Source organism: Escherichia coli (assembly GCF_036503815.1).
GTDB lineage: Bacteria > Pseudomonadota > Gammaproteobacteria > Enterobacterales > Enterobacteriaceae > Escherichia > Escherichia coli_F.
The window spans coordinates 1,390,484-1,412,372 of the sequence record NZ_AP027764.1; the positions used below are offsets into that span (position 1 = coordinate 1,390,484).

Genomic DNA, 21,889 nt, shown 5'->3' on the forward strand with positions numbered 1-21,889 from the left:
GGCGGCGCCATGGCTGATCGGGCCACCGCTGAATATTAATCAAGGAGAGTGTTTATGAAACCTCATATGAAACGTGGCCTGACAAAAGTCGCGCTGGCACTGATGCTGGCTGGATACTGTGCCGTACCAGCCGCTATGGCGGAAGATGCCGCCTGGGTCGCCAGTGGAACGACCGCTGAATTCGAGGGGACCATACCCTGGCTCTATCGCGAAGGGGGGAATGCCACGATTAACTCGGAAGATGCGGATCACATTAAAGTAACGTCTGATGGTAAAGGTACCCGTCCTCCGGGTAGCGAGACGGATAAACGCCTTTACTCAGGGGATACCATCACGCTGGGTTGGGATATCGGCGATACCGAAGGGGATATCGATGATGGTCCCGCAGGCATTGATGCGAAAACGACAGCCACTATCAAGTGGTACAGTTACAGCGATAATGCGGGTGGCGGTAAAACGGAGCTGACCGCAGCGGCGGGTAAGACGAGTTATAAACTCACTGATGACGAACGTGGGCGTTATATCGGTGTTGAAATCCAGCCCATCACCCAGACCGGTAATCCTTTCCAGGGAACGTCGCTGACTCTGCTGGATATTTCAACGGCCAGCGGTGGCGGCAGCGATACGGACAATGTCGATCCCGGCCCGGTTGTGAACCAGAATCTGAAAGTTGCCATCTTCGAGAAAGGCACCACTACCAACCTTATCGGTGGTAATACGGCCATTGCGCTTAACAAAACGTATGTGGCCAAACTGTACTCGGATGAAAACCAGAACGGTAAATACGACGCAGGTACGGATATGGACGTTACCGCTAACTATGACTTTGCATGGGTCTTTAACGGTAACAGTAAACAACTCGGTGCGGCGGGCGGTATCGCTAATGCCAGCTTCGATAACAATGACATTGTTATCCCGCAAACTAACGAAGAAGCAAGAACCAGCCTTAACGGTAGTGACCGTAATGGTAAGAGTGGTCTTGCGATCCCGGCAAACGGCGACGGCGTTCAGGGCTATACGCTGTCTATCATTTACAAACACCACTAATGCGCACAACAGCATTCCCATACGGGAATGCTGTTTTCCGCCTGTTTTGCTTAGCGACGCGTTAAGCAAAACAGGTTGATGTTTTGTTTATCATGCTGGAGTTTTCTACATGTCGGTATGTCTGAAACCAGGGAAAATCATTATGCTTCTGGGCATGTTGGCAGCGTTTATGCTGTCTGACTTTGCACGGGCAGGGGCGGAATGGCAGACATATCCTGATTCTACAGGCGAGTTTAACGGAACCGTTCCTTTTGCCGACAGCGCCAGCGTACCCGTCTATCAGGGCAGTGTTCAGCTTAATCCTGCTGAATCTCATGATGTCGGGTTTTCTGCTAAACCGAATGAATTTAGCGTTGATGACGCCGCCGCTAACCTGATTGTCGCTAATCCTCAGGACAATGAAGGCGACCAGTTTTCCACACCACCTGCGCTGCGCTGGGAAAATCAACCCCCCCCTACCGTCAGCCTGGTGTGGGCCGATGCCGCCACGCCCGATGTGCCCCTTAACCCACAACCCATTGCTAACCGTAGCTTTTGCGCTCAGGGGCTGGCCGGACGCTCGCTGGTGGCCTGGCCGCAGATTGATGCGCAGCAAACCCTCCCACTGCTCTACCTGCTGACCTCGACCGGCTATCCCTATGCGGGGACGGTGGCGCTGGTGGACCAGAAAGTGACCCTGAACATCGCGCCCGCGCAGGGCGATTTAATCTCGGTGAGCGCCAGTGGTTTTAACGAAACGATCGCGGCGGCAAAAACCACCGTTGGCGACACCATCACGCTCACCGTCACCACCAAAGATTGTCAGGGCAACGTCGCGGGTAATATTCCGTTTATTATCAAACGTAAAGATGCCGAAAATCGTCAGGGGGCGGTGAATAATACTGCGCCTGTGATACTGGATAGCACCGAGTTAACGACGACGGATACCGAATATCATGGCACTTCTGATGCCAACGGCACGGCAACCATCACGGCACGCCAACCGAACGGCCCTGGCGTCAAAACGCCACTGGTGGTCAGCATCTCTGGTTTTGCGCAAACCAGCGAAACCGCGGTGATTTTTACGGTACTCACCAGCCCTGACGTGGCGCAGGCCACAATGTGGGGGCATATGGCGGAGACGGTAGAAGCCCACGGTTACACCTTCAGTCGACCAAAGCTGGCGGCAGAAGTGAGCAATGAAAGCGCCACGGTTGTCGATCACAACGAAACCTGGTCCACCTTCACCTGGAGCGGCGCAGATAGTCACTGCACCGTGCTGCCCGGCATGCGCCACTTCGGCGCGCTGGCGACCGTTATCCCTACGTCGGTGCAGACAGTCCTTGGCTGGCCGATGCAGGGGGATTATTACTGGTCATCGCTGGCGGGCACCACCGGGCAGCACCATGCGGCGGATGTCTCTAACCGTGGTGAAACCCAAAAGCCGGATAGCACCGCGTTTCTTGTGAGCTGTGTGGATAAGCCAGCGCCTGATGTCGAACCGAAAATCGTCCTTACGCCCGAAAACTATGATGATGCCGCACAGGCGATGAAAGCGCAGGTGGGCGAAGACGCCTCGATGCGTCTGACGATCACTGACACCAAAAACAACGATCAACCGCTGGCGTACTACTACTTCTCGCTGCACCTGGATGACGGTGTTAACCGCAAGAATCAAACCGACCCTACCTGGGAAGCCCATCCGGTACAGATTACTGGTGGTTCGAATTTACAACAGGTTGATGCTCACACCTATGAAGGCATGACCGATGTCAACGGTCAGGCTTCGCTAACCCTGAGTCAGCCCGACGGCGCAGGCGTGAAAACCCATATCACGGCGAAAATGCGCAGCAATTTTACGGCTACAGATGCCAAAGACGTGATTTTTACTGTGATCACCAGCCCGGACAGCGACAAAGCGCGGATGTGGGGCCACATGCGCGGTATTGTTGAATCTGGCAGTCTGTTCAAACGCCCATTACTTGCGGATGAAACTGAGCATGAACTGGGTTCGGCGCGGGAAAATAACGAAGACTGGGCGCTGTTCGATCAAGACACCAGTATGCAGGCAGAATGCGGTGTGGGCCATATACCCCGGCAGAGTTCGCTGGAAGGCTTATTTACCGCCCATCCAGGTAACGCGATTGGTACTGAGTATGGCTGGCCTACCGCCCAACAGAGCTACTTAAGCGCGGTGGAGCAAGCAACGCATTCATCGGTGAATCTGGGGAACGGGAGCGTCGACAGCTACTCCGGCTTTAAGCAGAATTATCTCACCTGTTCGGGCAATGAGATGGTCGCGAAGGTTGAAGTGAGCACCGATCACGATGTCACCCCTGGCAGCAAAGCGCAGGCCAAAGTGGGAGACACCATCGTGATGACCGTGCGTACGATTAACGCCCTCAATAATACCCCCGTTCCCTTTACTGCCTTCACCATCACCAAAGGCATGGGGTATAACCGAGCGGGGCAGGTGAGCGGGTTTGATGACCCGAGCAGCGGCGCTATCACGATGAATGGCACGCAATACGGCACATCGCAGCCGTCGATGGTTTATACGGGTACGACAGATGCACAAGGCGTGGCAACGGTCGAAATAGAGCAACCCCAGGGGGTAGGGTTAAGAACCGTGCTGAGCATTACGCCGGTCAATTCCCATCTACCAAATGCCATTAATTACAATGTTATTTTTACCACCCCAACCAGCCCGGATGTTAGTGGGGCGCAGATGTGGGGCCATATGGATGAAACGATTACCGTTGATTCATTAACCTTTACCCGGCCTAAGCTGGCAGCAGAAATCACCAGTCCGGATGGCACACTAACGGAAAAAAACGAAGTCTGGGCGCGCGTTAGCCAGGCCAGTACGGCCATTACCAGTAAAGGCGGTTGCGGAACCAATATGCTGCCGCGCCGCTCCCAGCTCAGTGCGCTCTATGACGCTAATAACGGTAATGCGGTGCAAGCCACACACGGCTGGCCGACGCAGCGTCAGCCCTACTGGAGCAGTTCCCCCGCGGATTTAACGCCGCACAATTACACCATTGCCCTGGATAACGGCGCACAGGCCATCGGCGGCGATACGCCGGTTTACGTCAGTTGCCTGACGACGGCGAACAAACCTGCCAGCAGCATTACGCTGGAGGTGGTTGATAACGCACAGTGGGCTGCCGGGAATAACGCGGCGAAGCTGAAAAAAGGCGAAACGCTACAGGTTAAGGTAACGGTAAAAGATGCGCAGGGTAATCGGCTCACGGATATGCCATTTAAACTCAGTCGCGGAGACGGTTATACCCGCACGGGCGAAAAACATATTGCCGGTAGCGGCGATGCGCTGGTGGCACCGGTGGTGATTAACAGCGGGCTGGCGGATGAAACGACGTTGAACGACACCGCGGGATTTTATACTGCCATGACCGGCAGCGACGGCAGCAAAATCCTCAATATTACCCGCCCGGATACTCACGGCACCAAAACGGCGCTGACGGCGACGTTGTATTCCGATGCAACAAAAAAAGACAGCCTGGATACGATCTTTACTGTGGTCACCAGCCCGGATAGTAGCAAAGCGAAAATGTGGGGGCATATGCCGGAAACGGTGACGGCTGCGGACGGTACGGTATTTAAACGCCCGCTGTTGTTGAAGGAACTGGCCTATCAGACTGGGCGAACATCGACGTCTGAAGACAATGAAAACTGGGCGTTGTTTAACATTAATTATGCGAGTTCTTCCACGACGTATAGTGGCTGTGGAACCAACTATATTCCGACTCAAGCCGGTCTGACGTCACTGTTTGCTAATAATGCGGGCAACACCATGAAAACCGTGCAGGGCTGGCCGGTGGCAACACGCTATTTGTCCAACACGTCCGACAACGGCAGCATGGAGCAGCGTAACTACAAGGCGGTAGATCTCAGCAATGGCACGAGTGCGGCAGTGTCATCAACGGCGCTGCAACTGCTGACCTGCCAGACCACGCCGGTAACCACGGTGGGCCAAATTCTGCTGGAAGCGGCAGATCCGGCGACGCTGGATACCACCTATAACGTGGTAAAAGCGAAAAAAGGCGAAGAATCCGTGGTGCGCGTCACCACCAAAGATACGCAAGGCAACCTGGTGGGCAATACGGCATTTATCCTGACGCGTGCCAACAGCGTGAGTCGGGCTAACGCATCAGCAACCGCGAGCGTGGGCGCGCTGACGGTGACGGATGCTTGGGGAAATACGCGAAATAATTTCCAGTCGACGAGTGAAACGATTTACGGCGTGACTGGTGCAGACGGGTCAACGACATTTACCCTGAAACAGGATAACAGTACCGGGTTAAGAACCGATCTCACGGCAAAACTGGATACGTCCAGCAGCGTCAAGGCGACGCTACCGGTGGTCTTTACTGTCGTGACCAGCCCGGATTCGCCAAAAGCGAATTTTTGGGGACATATGGCCGAAACGGTGATGGCCTCCGACGGTACAATCTATAAACGACCACTGTTGTTGAAAGAGCTGAGTAACACCAGTGGTCGAAATTCTACGGCTGAAAACGGTGAAGATTGGGCAAGATTCACCTGGACTCAGTCGGCTGACACCAGCATGAATGGGTGTGGTACAGATTATATGCCGACGCTGGATGGACTGAAGTCTTTGTATGACGCCAATAGCGGTAATGTGATGAGTACGGTGCAGGGATGGCCGGTAAAAACGACCTATCTCACCAATACCCCGAGTGATACGCAAACAGGGAGCCGTTACTACAATGTGGTGCAACTGAATACTGGTGCAGTCTCACAAATCTCGACGAACACAGTCGTGCTACAAACCTGCCGCACAACGCCGTTGACGGCTGCTAGCCAAATTACGCTGGAGGCCTCAGACCCCGCGCAATTTGTCAGCATTGACAGTACGCTTAGCGCGATCAAAGTGCAGAAAGGCGATAGCGTGTCGATCCGCATTTCGACTAAAGATGCACAGGGGAATTTAGTCGGCAATACGCCGTTTGCCCTGAAACACGCTAACCCGGTCAATCGCCAAAATGTGGCGTCAACATCGCAGAAAGTGTCGGTCACGACTGCGTCGGGTACGACGGTGGATACCACTGCATCGACCATTCTGTATGGCGTGACCGGGCCAGACGGAACCACCACGATAACACTCCGACAGGATGCGTCCACCGGACTCAAAACCGACTTTTATACCCTGTTGAACGATACCGGCGTGTCGTCGAACACCTTGCCAGTGATCTTCACCGTCGTCACCAGCCCGGATACACCACTGGCGGCCTACTGGGGTCATATGGCGGAAACCTTTACCAGCAGCGAAGGCGTCACCTTCAAACGGCCTTTCCTCAAAGCTGAACTTTCAGGTGGTACGGCGGTAACGACCAATAATGAAGTCTGGTCGCGCCTGACAGCAACGGAGAAAACGGATGCCAGCAAGGCTGGGTGTGATGAGAGTTATCAACCGCTGATGACTGACATGCAGGGGTTGTATGCGGATTACCCTAACAACCAGTTGGGCACGGTGCTCGGCTTGCCGACTTCCGCCGGGTATATGTGGGCCTACGACATGATGACGGTTTCTGGCAGTAGCTGGAGCAACCAGGCGTTTTCACTCGTTAGTGGTCAGACAGTTCAGGCATCGTCCAGTTATACGGCGGTAGTGATGTGCCTGGTGGAACCGCATACCGTTCCGGCGATGATAGAGATCACTTCAACAGCACAGGATGCGGCAAAAACGGCCAGCAATGGTGGTCGACCGAGCGCCGTAGCGAAGAAAGGGGAGACGATTCCGCTGACGGTGACCGTACGTGATAGCGCCGGGAATCCGGTACCCTACGCCGACTTTACCCTCACGCGTGAAACGACGCTGGATCGCTCGAAAGCAACCGTTAACTCGAGTGCGGACGATCTTACCGTAAAGTCATTGATACCCGCGAACAGTGACGCTGTGCTGACGGCAAATGGGGCAAAAGTGCTCAGAACAACGGGCAGTGATGGCACAGCCACCTTTGAAGTGAGCCAGAATGCCACGACAGGTCTGGCGACACCGATAACCGTCATGTTGGCGCGCGATACAACCAAAACCGCCACGCTGGATGTTATCTACACGGTGATAACCAGCCCAGACTCACCGAGCGCGAAATTCTGGGGACACATGCCGGACACCTTTACCAGTTCGGCAGGCGTCACCTTCAGACGACCGCTGCTGAAAGCCGAAGCGACTTCAGGGTCATCGATTAGCACTAACGGCAATGGTGAAGTGTGGTCGTATATGAGCAACTTTCAAAATTTAACATCGACAGATTGTCCGCTGGAGAATCAACCGCGTAGTAATGAATTGTTGGATTTGTATAATGATCATCCCAACGGCGCGATAAAGACTGACCTGGGGCTGCCGATATATGCAGGCAAGTGGTGGGCTTATGATATGGTCATGCCGGATTTATATACGTGGCAGTATCAGACGGTCAGCCTGAGCGCAGGAGATATCGCGAAGAGCTCGTCAAACAACGCGCTGATGCTTTGCCTGACGAAGCCGCATCCGGCAGGCGTCAGCGTAATGTTGACGTCATCCGCAATGGATAACGCCAGAACCCTCAGCAATGGCGGGCGACCCAGCGCGTCAGTGAAAAAAGGTAACCCACTGCCAATTGTGGTGACGGTCAAAGATCGTGATGGCAACCCGCTGGCGGGAGAGGCCGTGACGCTCAGGCGTGGTTCAGCGATGAGTCGTTCAGGAGTAGGAGTGGGTACGCCGGCAAATGGAATGACGTTGACAGAATTGACACCTGTGTCGGCGGAGTTTTCTCTGGCCGCACACGATACGCAATGGCAAGGTTTCACTGGCAGTGATGGTACGGCCACTTTCAATGTTGAACAGCCTGAGACCATCGGCCTGGCCATTCCGTTCACCGCTATACTGGCGCGAGATGTCGCAACTACCAGCGTCCTTGATACGATCTTTACCGTCGTCACCAGCCCGGATTCCGCAATGGCGACCTACTGGGGCCATATGCCGGATACGGTAACGGCGGAAAACGGCGTGGTCTTTGAACGGCCTAAGTTGTTGAAAGAGCTGCCGTCGAGCGCCGGAGTCAGTCAGGTGACGGATAACAATGAAGTGTGGCCGTTGTTTAAGGCAACGCAAAGGGAAGATAGCAACCTCAGTCCTTGTGAAGCGGCACGTCGGCCATTGAGCGATGATTTATTATCGCTCTACGCGCGCTATCCGGGGAACACGCTGACGACTCAAATCGGCTGGTCTACGAAGTATGCATGGTGGGCACTGGATAACAAGCAGGGGAATGCCCTGGTTGTCAGTCTGAATAATGGTTTTGAGTCGTCGACGGCGAGTACGGGGTATCAGGGATGTCTGGTCAATCCCCGCGCGACCGTCTCCAGCGTCACGCTGACATCGACGGCGATAGATGCCACTACGCAGGCGGCGAAGGTAAAAAAAGGTGAAGCCGCGCCCGTCGTTGTTACCGTAAAAGACAGCGCCGGGAAGCCGGTACCGAATGTCGCTTTCACCTTAAAACGTGGTGATGCCGTGCCGCGTAACAGCGGGGCGACATTGTATGGTGATGTGGACGCGATGGACGATTTGACTGTGCAACCCTCATCCGGTGCAGCAGTCACGCTGGCTGACAGTGGGAATACGATCGACGGCGTGACAGGGGCGGACGGTACGGCAAGTTTTACCGTTCGTCAGGATAATACGCCAGGATATAAAACGCCGTTGACGGTGACGCTGACCAATAACGCCGCGATAACCGCGACGCTGGATACCATTTTCACCGTGCCGACCAGTCCGAATGTTGCCACGGCTTATTTCTGGGGACATATGGCGGATACCGCCACAGTAAGTGGCAAGACGTTACACCGCCCACTATTGAAATCAGAGTTGCCGTCAGGGGCTACAGCGGCAGTAGCGCCAACGGTGAATAATGAAATCTGGGCGCTGGCACATGTGATCGATGCTCAAAAATGGGATATTGCAAAGCAGTGCGGTGACTTTAGTAGAGCACCGAGCTATACCGATTTACAGTCGTTACATAGCAGCTTTAGCGCGCTGGGATGGCCATCATCGATAAGCTTCCCCTATTTCTCTACCGATCGGGCCGGTTCGTTCTATTGTGGCATGGATGAAGGGGCGGGGACACAAAACTGCGGTATTCAGGCATCCAGTACTGCGGGGTTTGCGACCTGTTTCCAGTAGTCTTATCGGGTCTGTAAAGCGGGGGAAAGTCTGGTACGCAATACGTCATCAGGTTTTCTTGCGCGGCTTGCGGCTTTTCGTCACAGCACTCACTTCACTGATCACTACGCCATCGCCCAGGCGAGTGGTCAGTGTCTCACCCACTTTCACCTGCTTAACCTGTTTTAGCACCGCGCCATCAGCGGCGCTGGTAACGCTATAACCGCGTGCGAGCGTGGAGAGTGGACTCACCGCTTCGAGGTGCGTCACTGTGTTACCAAAGCGTTCGCGCGTTGCGCTAAGCTGTGCGCGAAGTGTTTCAGCGAGGCGATATTCCAGTTGCTGAACCCGCGTTTGTGCGCGATGAATCTTCGGTTGCGGGTTTTGCTGATTCAGCCGCTGTGTTAATCGCTGCTGTTGCTGACCGGCGCGTTTAAGCTGATTCTCCAACGCAAAGCTCATCCGCTTTTGCAGACGCTCAAGCGTGGTTTGCTGACGCGCCAGCCGGAGTTGTGGATGCTGCTGCTGTAAACGGTGATGAATCTGCGTAAAACGTCGTGTGCGGTTGGCGAGGTAGTAATCCATCGCCATTTCCAGCCGTTGCTGCGCAGACTGCGCCTGACGCAGTAACTCTTGCTGATTGCGGCTCACCACTTCGGCGGCGGCTGACGGCGTTGGCGCACGTAGATCAGCAACAAAGTCGGCAATCGTCACATCGGTTTCATGCCCAACGGCGCTGACCACCGGAATGCTGCTGGCAAAAATCGCCCGTGCCACGCGTTCATCGTTAAAACTCCATAAATCTTCCAGCGAACCACCGCCACGCCCGACGATCAGTACGTCACATTCGTTGCGAAGATTCGCCAGCTCAATGGCGCGAACGATTTGCCCCGGTGCGTCATCGCCCTGAACGGCGGTCGGGTAAATTATCACTGGCAGAGACGGATCGCGGCGTTTCAACACATGCAAAATATCGTGCAGTGCAGCACCGGTCTTTGAGGTGATAACGCCCACGCAGTGCGCAGGCGACGGTAGCGGATTCTTGAATTGCTGGTCGAATAACCCTTCAGCCTGCAACTTCGCTTTAAGCTGTTCGTACTTCTGTTGCAGTAAACCTTCACCGGCGGGCTGCATACTTTCGACAATAATTTGATAATCGCCGCGAGGTTCATACAGCGTAATGTTGGCGCGAACTAAAACCTGCTGCCCATGCTGTGGGCGAAAGGTCACCCGGCGATTGCTGTTGCGGAACATCGCACAGCGCACCTGGGCGTTATCGTCTTTAAGCGTAAAGTACCAGTGACCGGAAGCCGGTTGTGTGAAATTAGAGATTTCGCCACTGATCCACACCTGCCCCATCTCATGCTCAAGCAGCAGACGAACCGTTTGATTCAGGCGGCTAACGGTAAAAATTGCAGGGGATTGAGAAGGTAACATGTGAGCGAGATCAAATTCTAAATCAGCAGGTTATTTAGTCGATAGTAACCCGCCCTCCGGGGATAGCAAGCATTTTTTGCAAAAAGGGGTAGATGCAATCGGTTACGCTCTGTATAATGCCGCGGCAATATTTATTAACCACTCTGGTCGAGATATTGCCCATGCTACGTATCGCTAAAGAAGCTCTGACGTTTGACGACGTTCTCCTCGTTCCTGCTCATTCTACCGTTCTGCCGAATACTGCTGACCTCAGCACCCAGCTGACGAAAACTATTCGTCTGAATATTCCTATGCTTTCCGCAGCAATGGATACCGTAACGGAAGCTCGCCTGGCTATCGCTCTGGCTCAGGAAGGCGGTATCGGCTTTATCCACAAAAACATGTCTATCGAGCGCCAGGCTGAAGAAGTTCGCCGTGTGAAAAAACACGAATCTGGCGTGGTAACCGATCCGCAGACCGTACTGCCAACCACGACGCTGCGCGAAGTGAAAGAGCTGACCGAGCGTAACGGTTTTGCAGGCTATCCGGTTGTGACCGAAGAAAACGAACTGGTCGGCATCATCACCGGTCGTGACGTGCGTTTTGTTACCGACCTGAACCAGCCGGTCAGCGTTTACATGACGCCGAAAGAGCGTCTGGTAACCGTGCGTGAAGGCGAAGCCCGTGAAGTTGTGCTGGCAAAAATGCACGAAAAACGCGTTGAAAAAGCGCTGGTGGTTGATGATGAATTCCACCTGATCGGCATGATCACTGTGAAGGACTTCCAGAAAGCGGAGCGTAAACCGAACGCCTGTAAAGACGAACAAGGCCGTCTGCGTGTAGGTGCAGCGGTTGGTGCAGGTGCGGGTAACGAAGAGCGTGTTGATGCGCTGGTTGCCGCAGGCGTTGACGTTCTGCTGATTGACTCCTCTCACGGTCACTCTGAAGGCGTTCTGCAGCGTATCCGTGAAACTCGCGCTAAATATCCTGACCTGCAAATCATCGGCGGCAACGTGGCAACAGCTGCAGGTGCCCGCGCGCTGGCAGAAGCCGGTTGCAGTGCCGTTAAAGTGGGTATCGGCCCTGGTTCTATTTGTACTACCCGCATTGTTACTGGCGTCGGTGTTCCGCAGATCACTGCCGTTGCTGACGCAGTAGAAGCCCTGGAAGGGACCGGGATTCCGGTTATCGCTGACGGTGGTATTCGTTTCTCTGGCGATATCGCCAAAGCTATCGCTGCTGGTGCAAGCGCGGTGATGGTAGGTTCCATGCTGGCGGGTACTGAAGAATCCCCAGGTGAAATCGAGCTCTACCAGGGCCGTTCTTACAAGTCTTACCGTGGGATGGGCTCTCTGGGCGCGATGTCCAAAGGTTCTTCTGACCGTTACTTCCAGAGCGACAACGCTGCCGACAAACTGGTGCCGGAAGGTATCGAAGGTCGCGTAGCCTATAAAGGTCGCCTGAAAGAGATCATTCACCAGCAGATGGGCGGCCTGCGCTCCTGTATGGGCCTGACCGGCTGTGGTACTATCGACGAACTGCGTACTAAAGCGGAGTTTGTACGTATCAGCGGTGCGGGCATTCAGGAAAGCCACGTTCACGACGTGACCATTACTAAAGAGTCCCCGAACTACCGTCTGGGCTCCTGATTCTCTTCGCCCGACTTCATGTCGGGCGATTTATATTATCTGTTTCACTTGCCTCGGAATAAGCGTCAATGACGGAAAACATTCATAAGCATCGCATCCTCATTCTGGACTTCGGTTCTCAGTACACCCAACTGGTTGCGCGCCGCGTGCGTGAACTGGGTGTTTACTGCGAACTGTGGGCGTGGGATGTGACAGAAGCACAAATTCGTGACTTCAATCCAAGCGGCATTATTCTTTCCGGCGGCCCGGAAAGCACCACCGAAGAAAACAGCCCGCGTGCGCCGCAGTATGTCTTTGAAGCAGGCGTACCGGTATTCGGCGTTTGCTATGGTATGCAGACCATGGCAATGCAGTTGGGTGGTCATGTTGAAGCCTCTAACGAACGTGAATTTGGCTATGCGCAGGTTGAAGTCGTAAACGACAGCGCACTGGTTCGCGGTATCGAAGATGCGCTGACCGCAGACGGTAAACCGCTGCTCGATGTCTGGATGAGCCACGGCGATAAAGTTACCGCTATCCCGTCCGACTTCATCACCGTAGCCAGCACCGAAAGCTGCCCGTTCGCCATCATGGCAAATGAAGAAAAACGCTTCTATGGCGTACAGTTCCACCCGGAAGTGACTCACACCCGCCAGGGGATGCGCATGCTGGAGCGTTTTGTGCGTGATATCTGCCAGTGTGAAGCCCTGTGGACGCCAGCGAAAATTATCGACGATGCCGTAGCCCGTATCCGCGAGCAGGTAGGCGACGATAAAGTGATCCTCGGCCTCTCTGGTGGCGTGGATTCCTCCGTAACCGCAATGCTGCTGCACCGCGCAATCGGCAAAAACCTGACTTGCGTATTCGTCGACAACGGCCTGCTGCGTCTCAACGAAGCAGAGCAGGTTCTGGATATGTTTGGCGATCACTTTGGTCTGAACATTGTTCACGTTCCGGCAGAAGATCGCTTCTTGTCAGCGCTGGCTGGTGAAAACGATCCGGAAGCAAAACGTAAAATCATCGGTCGCGTTTTCGTTGAAGTATTCGATGAAGAAGCGCTGAAACTGGAAGATGTGAAGTGGCTGGCGCAGGGTACTATCTACCCTGATGTTATCGAATCTGCCGCGTCTGCAACCGGTAAAGCTCACGTCATCAAATCTCACCACAACGTGGGCGGCCTACCGAAAGAGATGAAGATGGGCCTGGTTGAACCGCTGAAAGAGCTGTTCAAAGACGAAGTGCGTAAAATTGGTCTGGAGCTGGGCCTGCCGTACGACATGCTGTACCGTCACCCGTTCCCGGGACCAGGGCTTGGCGTTCGTGTGCTGGGCGAAGTGAAGAAAGAGTACTGCGACCTGCTGCGCCGTGCTGATGCCATCTTCATTGAAGAACTGCGTAAAGCGGACCTGTACGACAAAGTCAGCCAGGCGTTCACCGTCTTCCTGCCAGTACGTTCCGTTGGTGTAATGGGCGATGGCCGTAAGTATGACTGGGTTGTCTCTCTGCGTGCTGTCGAAACTATCGACTTTATGACCGCACACTGGGCGCATCTGCCGTACGATTTCCTCGGTCGCGTTTCCAACCGCATTATCAATGAAGTGAACGGTATTTCCCGCGTGGTGTATGACATCAGCGGCAAGCCGCCGGCGACTATTGAGTGGGAATGATTTGAGCCCAGCACTATGAATTAGCAAAACCCTCTGTTACTACAGAGGGTTTTTTATACTCACGAATCATAGGATTGAAGTTACTGACATCGCTTAGTTAAACCAGCTGTCCGATTTGTTCTCTTCTGCTTTGCCCACGCTTTTCATCAGATCGCGACCGCCTTCAGTCATATTCCTGTTTGCGTCAGCTTCAGATTGCACCACATCGGTTTGCGCAGCTTTGTGCTTCAGTTCCTGATCGATAAATTCGTTTTCTCGCTTAACGCGGGCTTCTTCTTTCGCCAGCGCCAGTTTTTGTTTCTGAATCTCTAAGCTGCGTAGCTCATCTTCATAACTTTGATCGCGTTTCTTGTCCGCAGTGGCTTCGGCGTCCAGTTTATCCTGACGAGCTTTCTTATTTGCCGCTGCCGTTGCCGCTCTTTTGTTAGCGGCGGCCTGGGCGTTTGCGCGACGTTGCTTCTCTTGCTGGATTTCCCTGTTGCGCTCCGCGACCCATTCGTCATGCTGCCTTTGCTCTTCATTTTTACCTTGCTGTTCCGCTTCTGCGACAGCAGAGAGTTGATCCTGCAATGATGAGGCGATAGCCGGATAGCTTAAGGAGGCTAAGATGGCGCAAAGAAAAACCTTCTTCATGACTCCTCCTGATTATTAGCTCTTTTCAGGACATTTGGTATTTGGCTGAATACGCGTTTCGTTATACGTCGTGGTAATAACAACGGCTAAACCTGTCGTAAACTGGCACTCTTTACCCACCTGGGTGGAGGTATACACTTTGGTGCCTTCCTTATACGTCAGAGAAACACCTTCCACTAAGGTTTTATCATTCACCATAGAACCTGCTGCTGCGCCAACAGCTCCGCCGCCAACTGCACCTGCCGTCGTTCCGGAATTGCTGCCAGACCCCACGTTGTGGCCGATAACACCGCCAGCGACTGCACCAATAAGCGCGCCGAAGGCTTGTGCGTTTCGTTTATTTTGGGAGTTGTCTACGGCAACTTTTGCGGGAAGAATGGAAATAATATTAACGGTTTTAGTTTCTTGTTTGGTATTCAGTTGATCGGTTTGATAAACATCGGCGGCATGATCATCAGCATTTGACTGGCATCCTGCCAGAGTGAATGACGCTAACATTGCCACAGGCAGAAGACATTTTTTAAATTTCATCACTATTCCTTGTTATACACATTACGAAAAATAAGACATTTAAGATCATCAAAAGAGGAAAGTAAATGTATTGCGTATAAAGGAATAGATTAAATTTATTAAAATTCATGTGGAAAATAATTTATAAAAATACATCATTAAAACATATGTATTAATTTTATATTTATTTCGCAGCCAAACAGGATAAACATCAGTCAGGACAAAGACGTAAAATTTAAGATGAAAGAATATCTGCCGCTTTGATAATCCCAAAGAGCAAAAGCATCCGACAGCGAGGTGCCGTTATGTTCTGTGAAAGTGGAGAAGGTAACCGCTAACGTTGTACCGGTGATTCGACGGAGAGTGTGGATTGCTGAGCTTCTTTTTTGCTCTGATGGTGCTGCCATGCACCGACGGACGAGTAGATAAAACGGCCAAAGAAGAAGATAAAGCTGATGAGCAGTACGATACGGGTCATGCGACTGTTAAATCGGTGTCGTTTTCGCATACTGGTTGCCTGACTCACAAAAGGTTCCTTGAAGTATGTCCCACGCCGTGGACGGTACTTACATTAAGGCACAACAGGACAAAATGGTCAATTCTTCGTTATGTAAAAAAGCGTCAGTGGATACATATTTTAATGTTATGGAAGTTAATTTAATTATTTACAATGATGATGTAATAATGATGAATTAACATGATAAACGTAATAATTCATTAATCAGGGTTATTTTGTTTGATATATATCAATTGGAACTTTCATATGACACTTAGAATCAATGCTCTCTATAGTGATGAATAATCATCATTCGAAGTCAGGTGGGATGCCTGTCTGAATACACCTCCTTCAGGATGTGGGGGATTCTGCTGAGCATCTATGAAACTGAATGCAACCTATATAAAAATACGTGATAAATGGTGGGGGCTTCCGCTGTTCCTGCCTTCTTTAATCTTGCCCATTTTCGCCCACATCAATACTTTCGCGCATATTTCTTCCGGTGAGGTTTTTCTCTTTTATCTGCCTTTGGCACTGATGATCAGCATGATGATGTTTTTCAGCTGGGCGGCATTGCCAGGTATCGCTTTAGGGATTTTTGTTCGCAAATATGCAGAGCTGGGTATTTACGAAACGCTCTCATTAGCAGCTAATTTTATTATCATTATCATTCTCTGTTGGGGCGGTTACAGGGTCTTTACTCCCCGGCGTAACAACGTTTCACATGGTGATACCCGTTTAATTGCCCAGCGTATATTCTGGCAGATTGTATTTCCTGCAACGCTGTTTCTAATACTTTTCCAATTTGCTGCGTTTGTTGGATTACTGGCGAGCAGAGAAAATCTGGTCGGCGTCATGCCCTTTAACCTCGGGACCTTAATCAATTATCAGGCCTTGCTGGTAGGTAATCTGATTGGTGTCCCGCTGTGCTATTTCATCATTCGGGTGGTGCGAAATCCGTTTTATTTACGTAGCTATTATTCGCAATTAAAACAGCAGGTTGATGCCAAAGTTACCAAAAAAGAGTTCGCAATCTGGCTACTGGCATTAGGTGCGTTGTTGCTGCTGTTGTGCATGCCGTTAAATGAAAAAAGCACAATTTTTAGCACCAATTATACCTTGTCATTATTGCTACCCCTGATGATGTGGGGAGCCATGCGCTATGGTTATAAGTTGATTTCGCTGCTCTGGGCGGTCGTGCTGATGATTAGCATCCACAGCTATCAAAATTACATTCCCATTTATCCTGGCTATACCACGCAACTGACCATAACCTCCTCCAGTTATCTGGTATTCTCTTTTATTGTCAATTATATGGCTGTACTGGCAACCCGTCAGCGAGCGGTAGTCAGACGCATTCAGCGGCTTGCGTATGTGGACCCGGTGGTTCATCTGCCAAATGTTCGCGCCCTGAATCGCGCGTTGCGTGATGCCCCCTGGTCTGCGCTTTGTTATTTACGCATCCCCGGCATGGAAATGCTGGTTAAGAACTATGGCATCATGCTACGGATTCAATACAAGCAAAAACTTTCTCACTGGCTGTCACCATTGCTGGAACCGGGTGAAGATGTTTATCAGCTTTCGGGTAACGATCTCGCGCTGCGACTGAATACAGAATCGCACCAGGAGCGCATTACCGCACTGGATAGCCATCTCAAGCAATTTCGTTTCTTTTGGGATGGAATGCCGATGCAACCGCAGATTGGCGTCAGTTACTGCTATGTACGCTCGCCGGTGAATCATATCTACCTGCTGCTGGGAGAGCTAAATACGGTTGCTGAACTCTCCATCGTGACCAACGCTCCAGAAAATATGCAGCGCCGCGGGGCTATGTATTTACAACGTGAATTGAAAGATAAAGTCGCGATGATGAATCGGCTACAGCAGGCGCTGGAACACAACCATTTTTTCCTGATGGCCCAGCCGATTACCGGTATGCGTGGTGATGTCTACCATGAAATTCTTCTGCGCATGAAAGGTGATAATGATGAACTGATCAGCCCCGACAGCTTCTTGCCGGTCGCGCACGAATTTGGTTTATCGTCGAGTATCGACATGTGGGTCATTGAGCATACGCTGCAATTTATGGCTGAAAACAGAGCGAAGATGCCCGCTCACCGTTTTGCGATTAATCTGTCGCCAACCTCGGTATGTCAGGCTCGTTTTCCCGTTGAAGTCAGTCAGCTGCTGGCTAAATATCAAATTGAAGCGTGGCAACTTATTTTTGAAGTCACCGAAAGTAATGCTCTGACCAATGTTAAGCAGGCGCAAATCACCTTGCAGCATCTTCAGGAATTAGGCTGTCAGATTGCGATTGATGATTTCGGCACCGGCTACGCCAGTTATGCGCGGCTTAAAAATGTGAATGCCGATCTCCTTAAAATTGACGGCAGTTTTATCCGCAATATTGTGTCAAATAGTCTGGATTATCAGATAGTGGCGTCGATTTGCCACCTGGCGCGAATGAAGAAAATGCTGGTAGTGGCAGAGTACGTTGAAAACGAAGAGATCCGCGAGGCGGTGCTCTCTTTGGGGATCGATTATATGCAGGGTTATCTTATTGGTAAGCCGCAACCGTTAATTGATACGCTGAATGAAATCGAACCCATTCGCGAAAGTGCCTGAATAATGCGGGCCGACATTTCTTGTCGGCCCGCAAAGCATTAAGCGGCGATTTCTGGTGTACTTTCTTCTTCAATTTTCAACCGCCAGCCAGCCACGCCTTCCCAGTATTCTTGCTCCTTTTCCAGATCAAGCAGTACCAGCGCATTCTGACTAAACCAGTCATGCGGAAAACGCAATGTCCAGTGACTGTCATCGGTAATCAGCGTCAATGTTGGCGGTGTGGTGGTTGCCTGACGTTGATTGTTGAGCAAGACGCCAAGACGCAATAGCTGAATCAGCGGCAGAAACTGTTTCTTTTTAAACAAGGTAAAGCGCGGCAAATCGTCGAGCTTAATCGCTTTACGGTGATAGCGTACCAGCGTCGCCATCATCAGTTGCTGTTCCTGATTAAATCCCGGTAAGTCGCTGTTTTGCAAGATATAAGCGGAGTGGCGATGCAAACCGCTATGGTTGATATTCAATCCGACCTCATGCAGCATGGCGGCCCATCGCAGTAGCGCTTCCAGTTGCGGATGCGCCAGCTTCGGTTGCTGCTCACGCCACTGTTCGTACATTTGCATAGTGGTATCCAGCACCCGTCGGGCCTGTTCACTGTCGATGTGATACTGGTTAGCGAGACTACTGGCGGTGCGACTACGCACATCCTGATGACGGAAACGTCCTTCCATTTCATACAATACGCCTTCGCGTAACGCCCCATCAGAAAGGCGCAGTTCACGGATGGCTAAGGCATCAAACACACCGCATAAAATCGCCAGTCCAGGAACGAAGACAGTTTTCCGCTCCTCGGAAAGACCCGGTAAGCTCAGCGATGCGAAATTACGGTGCCGTAAAACTTCTTTCACCAGTTTTTCGAGACGTTCCGGGGTAATTACCCCGTCTTTCTCGCCCATCTCCATCAACACTTCATGGGCGGCTTTAATGGTACCGGAAGCGCCCATTGCCACGTTCCAGCCTTGAATGCGAAATTGCCAGGTTAAAGTTTCCAGTTTTTGTGCTGCTGCCATGCGAGCGCGCTGAAAATTCTCTTTATTGATGACCCCGCCCGGGAAATAGAGTTGGGCAAAGCTGACACAACCCATCCGGCGGCTTTCAACGAGAATCGGTTCGAAATTTTCACCAATCACCAGTTCCGTAGATCCGCCGCCAATATCAATAACCAGTTTGCGACCTTTTTCCGGCTGGGTATGTTCCACGCCCATGAAAATCAGACGGGCTTCTTCATTACCGGAAATAATTTCAATCGGGTAGGGAATGACCTTTTCCGCGCGTTTCAAAAAGTCAGTAGCATTCAACGCCTGACGCAGCGTATGGGTGCCAACAATACAAACGCTGGCAGGCGAAAATCCCTGCAAGCGTTCAGCAAACAACGATAGGCAGTTCAATCCGCGTGTGATTGCCTCTTCACTCAACATATTATCTGGCCCCAGACCGTCTGCCAGATGGACCCGCTGTTTCAGGCGACCAATAATCTGCATAGCGCCATCCACCACACGGGCAATAACCATGTGGAAACTGTTTGAACCAAGATCGACCGCAGCAAACTCCTGCGGACGAGGGGATTTGTCGTGTATTGGCATAGGGTTATTCAGGTTGTTCGAGGGATTTGATGTAATCGTAAATCGCCAACTGCGCCCGCACTTTGCGGCGATTGCCGCGGGGAACGTAGCGATTACTGAGTTCTTTATCGATATAACGTGCTTTGACCGTATCGCTGAACAATATGTCGATGATGTCCAGCACCCGCTGCTTCAGGCGCGGATCGAGCAGCGGCGTCGCCACTTCAATACGATAATCAATATTGCGCGTCATCCAGTCGGCGGAAGAAAGGTAGACCTTTTTATCGCCGCCATTTTCAAAAATATAAACCCGGTCATGTTCAAGGTAACGGTCAACAATACTGATGGCACGAATGTTGTCGCTAATGCCTTCCAGATTGGGGATCAGCGAACACATGCCGCGAACCAGCAGATTAACCGGCACGCCGGAGCTGGAAGCCGCATACAGACGGTCGACCAGACCTTTATCGACAAGGTTATTTAGCTTTAGAGTGATACCGCTGGGCAGCCCTTGCTGCGCGTTGGCGATCTCGCGGTCCACCATCTCATACAACAAACGGCGGGAGTTTTGTGGTGACACCATTAAATAATCAAATGTCACCGGACGGTATGGGTTTTCAATAAAGTTGAACACACGCCGTACTTCGTTGGTAATGCGCGCATCAGCGGTCAGCAACGAATAGTCAGTATAAAGACGCGCGGTTTTTTCGTTAAAGTTCCCGGTCCCGATGTGTGCGTAACGCACCACTTCACCGTTTTCTTTACGTGAAATCAGGAACAGTTTGGCGTGAATTTTCAGCCCCGGCGCAGAGAAGATAACGTGCACGCCTGCTTCGGTCAGGCGCTTCGCCCAGTGAATGTTGGCTTCTTCGTCGAAACGCGCCTGTAACTCAACCACCACGGTGACTTTCTTACCGTTGTGTGCGGCGTGGATCATCGAGTCGATGATGCGTGAATCTTTCGCCACGCGGTAAATGTTAATTTTAATCGCCAGTACGCTCGGGTCGAACGAAGCCTGACGCAGCAGTTCCAGTACATGCTCAAAGGTATGATAAGGATAATAGAGCAACACATCACGTTCGCGAATGGCATCAAAACCGTTGCGGAACTGGGCTTTATCGAACCAAATATGGCGTAAACGCGGCAATGGTTTGTTCACCAGATTGGCTTTGCCGACGTTGGGGAAATTAATAAAGTCTTTAAAATTGTGATAACGGCCGCCGGGGACGATGGAGTCGTAGCGGGAAATAGTCAGTTTTTCGCGTAACACTTCAACCAGCGCATTAGGCATATCGCGCTGATAAACAAAACGTACCGGTTCTGCGGTTAAGCGCTGCTTCAGGCTGGAAGACATCAACTCCATCAGGCTGGCTTCCATCTCGTGCACTAAATCGTATTCGGCATCGCGGGTCATCTTCATTGAATAGGCATTCAGCGCGTCATAATCAAAGAAGCCTTTGAAAATATCATCAAGGCAGTAACGCAGAATGTTATCCAGAAGAATCATCGGCTTGCGTCGACGCGGCGCTTCTGGCGGTAAATTCACAAATCGCGGCACTTTATCTGATGGGATCTCCAGCAGCGCGTAACGGATGGTATCGCCACGGATAATTTCCACCGCCAGATAGGTGTAATCATCTTTCAGGAACTGCACTAAGTCAGTGTCAGGATTGATTAAAATCGGCGTAATGTGCTGACGCAGATACTGCTTAAAATAATGACGCAGCCAGTTTTGTTGATTGACGGAGAGTTGGCGTTCATTAATCAGGAAGATCTGGTTGCGCGCCATCTCCAGCAACAGCTCGTTGTAGAGGCCGTCGAATTCCTGATCGGCTTTCAGCACCCGGGACTGAATTTTGCCCAGTAAATGGCGGGAATGAGAGTTGGAACCTTGTTCTTCGCTAATAATGATGCGTCGCTTCAGTTCAGCGAAGCGGACTTTATAGAACTCATCAAGGTTATTGGAATAGATCCCCAGGAAACGCATCCTTTCAATCAGCGGGTTAGATTTGTCCGCCGCTTCCTGAAGCACGCGTTCATTGAACGATAACCAACTGAGCTCTTTTTCGATGTATAGCTTTTCCTGACCCATTACCACTTTTACTCCGTTTTATTCACGGGACACTGCCTGGATA

At 51.8% G+C, this 21,889-nt stretch carries 12 protein-coding genes; 6 read left to right on the forward strand and 6 right to left on the reverse strand.

Going from position 1 to position 21,889, the window contains the following annotated elements; translation table 11 throughout:
- Positions 1–54: 54 nt before the first annotated feature.
- Together AABJ99_RS06735 and AABJ99_RS06740 are read left to right on the forward strand one after the other, a co-directional pair.
- Positions 55–1,047: a SinI family autotransporter-associated protein gene (locus AABJ99_RS06735; RefSeq protein ID WP_039020958.1), complete on the forward strand. Its 993-nt coding sequence runs from the start codon at positions 55–57 to the stop codon at positions 1,045–1,047.
- 109 nt (positions 1,048–1,156) lie between these two features.
- A complete protein-coding gene (locus AABJ99_RS06740; RefSeq protein WP_338387521.1) occupies positions 1,157–9,241 on the forward strand; it encodes an adhesion domain-containing protein in 8,085 nt (2,694 codons plus the stop codon).
- A gap of 48 nt (positions 9,242–9,289) precedes the next feature.
- Here AABJ99_RS06740 and xseA read toward each other — a convergent pair whose 3' ends face one another.
- Positions 9,290–10,657, reverse strand: a complete 1,368-nt coding sequence (xseA, locus tag AABJ99_RS06745; RefSeq protein ID WP_039020956.1) for an exodeoxyribonuclease VII large subunit — start codon at positions 10,655–10,657, stop codon at positions 9,290–9,292.
- Between the two features lie 161 nt (positions 10,658–10,818).
- Between xseA and guaB the strand changes: the two genes are divergently transcribed.
- Together guaB and guaA are read left to right on the forward strand one after the other, a co-directional pair.
- A complete protein-coding gene (gene guaB, locus AABJ99_RS06750) occupies positions 10,819–12,285 on the forward strand; it encodes an IMP dehydrogenase (RefSeq protein WP_001299507.1) in 1,467 nt (488 codons plus the stop codon).
- A gap of 68 nt (positions 12,286–12,353) precedes the next feature.
- Entirely contained in the window at positions 12,354–13,931 is a 1,578-nt protein-coding gene (gene guaA, locus AABJ99_RS06755; protein ID WP_000138270.1) for a glutamine-hydrolyzing GMP synthase, read from the forward strand.
- A gap of 93 nt (positions 13,932–14,024) precedes the next feature.
- Here the strand turns inward: guaA and yfgI are convergent, their stop codons facing one another.
- The 3 genes from yfgI to yfgG form a co-directional block, all read right to left on the reverse strand.
- On the reverse strand, positions 14,025–14,564 hold the full coding sequence (gene yfgI / locus AABJ99_RS06760; protein ID WP_000755178.1) for a DUF5384 family protein: 540 nt from the start codon (positions 14,562–14,564) through the stop codon (positions 14,025–14,027).
- A gap of 15 nt (positions 14,565–14,579) precedes the next feature.
- Complete coding sequence (yfgH, locus tag AABJ99_RS06765) at positions 14,580–15,098, reverse strand: glycine zipper 2TM domain-containing protein (RefSeq protein ID WP_001295476.1); 519 nt, start codon at positions 15,096–15,098, stop codon at positions 14,580–14,582.
- 310 nt (positions 15,099–15,408) lie between these two features.
- Positions 15,409–15,600 carry a YfgG family protein gene (gene yfgG, locus AABJ99_RS06770; protein WP_000076001.1) on the reverse strand — a complete coding sequence of 64 codons (192 nt, stop codon included), beginning with the start codon at positions 15,598–15,600 and terminating at the stop codon, positions 15,409–15,411.
- 17 nt (positions 15,601–15,617) lie between these two features.
- On the opposite strand from yfgG, the gene AABJ99_RS06775 reads away from it, so the two are divergent.
- Positions 15,618–15,770 carry a hypothetical protein gene (locus AABJ99_RS06775; RefSeq protein ID WP_000017552.1) on the forward strand — a complete coding sequence of 51 codons (153 nt, stop codon included), beginning with the start codon at positions 15,618–15,620 and terminating at the stop codon, positions 15,768–15,770.
- 181 nt (positions 15,771–15,951) lie between these two features.
- Complete coding sequence (gene pdeF / locus AABJ99_RS06780) at positions 15,952–18,195, forward strand: cyclic-guanylate-specific phosphodiesterase PdeF (protein WP_039020955.1); 2,244 nt, start codon at positions 15,952–15,954, stop codon at positions 18,193–18,195.
- A gap of 38 nt (positions 18,196–18,233) precedes the next feature.
- On the opposite strand, the gene ppx is transcribed toward pdeF, so the two are convergent.
- Positions 18,234–19,775, reverse strand: coding sequence for an exopolyphosphatase (ppx, locus tag AABJ99_RS06785; RefSeq protein WP_001121345.1), 1,542 nt, complete (start codon positions 19,773–19,775; stop codon positions 18,234–18,236).
- 4 nt (positions 19,776–19,779) lie between these two features.
- Positions 19,780–21,846, reverse strand: a complete 2,067-nt coding sequence (gene ppk1, locus AABJ99_RS06790; protein ID WP_000529576.1) for a polyphosphate kinase 1 — start codon at positions 21,844–21,846, stop codon at positions 19,780–19,782.
- Positions 21,847–21,889: the final 43 nt, after the last annotated feature.